At 73.5% G+C, this 525-nt stretch carries 1 protein-coding gene and 1 pseudogene; both read left to right on the top strand.

Annotated elements, in window-relative coordinates; translation table 11 throughout:
- A partial coding sequence (locus ACU8YE_RS24280; protein WP_446929927.1) for an ATP-binding cassette domain-containing protein occupies positions 1-307 on the top strand: 307 nt, incomplete at its 5' end.
- Positions 256-525, top strand: a pseudogene (locus tag ACU8YE_RS24275) (ABC transporter ATP-binding protein); the annotation flags it as partial. The gene ACU8YE_RS24280 and the pseudogene ACU8YE_RS24275, both read left to right, overlap by 52 nt.

The following is a 525-nucleotide window of genomic DNA, read 5'->3' as shown; positions in this document are numbered from 1 at the left end:
CGCCGACCCGGTCGACCAGCACGTCGTCATTGCCGACGCCCACTACGCCTACGACGACAGCGACGTCCTGCACGGGATCGACCTCGACGTCACCGACGGCGAACGCCTCGCTGTGGTCGGGCCTTCCGGAGCCGGGAAGAGCACCCTCGGGCGACTGCTCGCGGGCGTCGACCGGCCCCGAGCGGGACGCGTGACCGTGGGCGGCGCCGACGTGGCCGACCTCTCGCCGGAGCAGCTGCGCCGACACACGTCGTCCTGGTCACCCAGGAGCACCACGTCTTCGCCGACCCGCTGCGGGACAACCTGACCCTCGCGGCACCCGAGGCCACCGACGAGGAGCTGCGCGCGGCTCTGCGTGTCCTGGGCGCCGACTGGTTCGACGACCTCCCCGACGGGCTCGACACCGACCTCGGCCACCACCGGCTCGGCGGCGCCCAGGCCCAGCACGTCGCCCTCGCCCGGGTCCTGCTCGCCGATCCCCACACCCTCGTCCTCGACGAAGCCATCGCCCTGCTGGACCCGAAC

Source organism: Ralstonia sp. VS2407 (assembly GCF_052950655.1).
The sequence above is the reverse complement of the archived record's forward strand: the minus strand, read 5'-3'. Positions and strand labels throughout refer to the sequence as shown.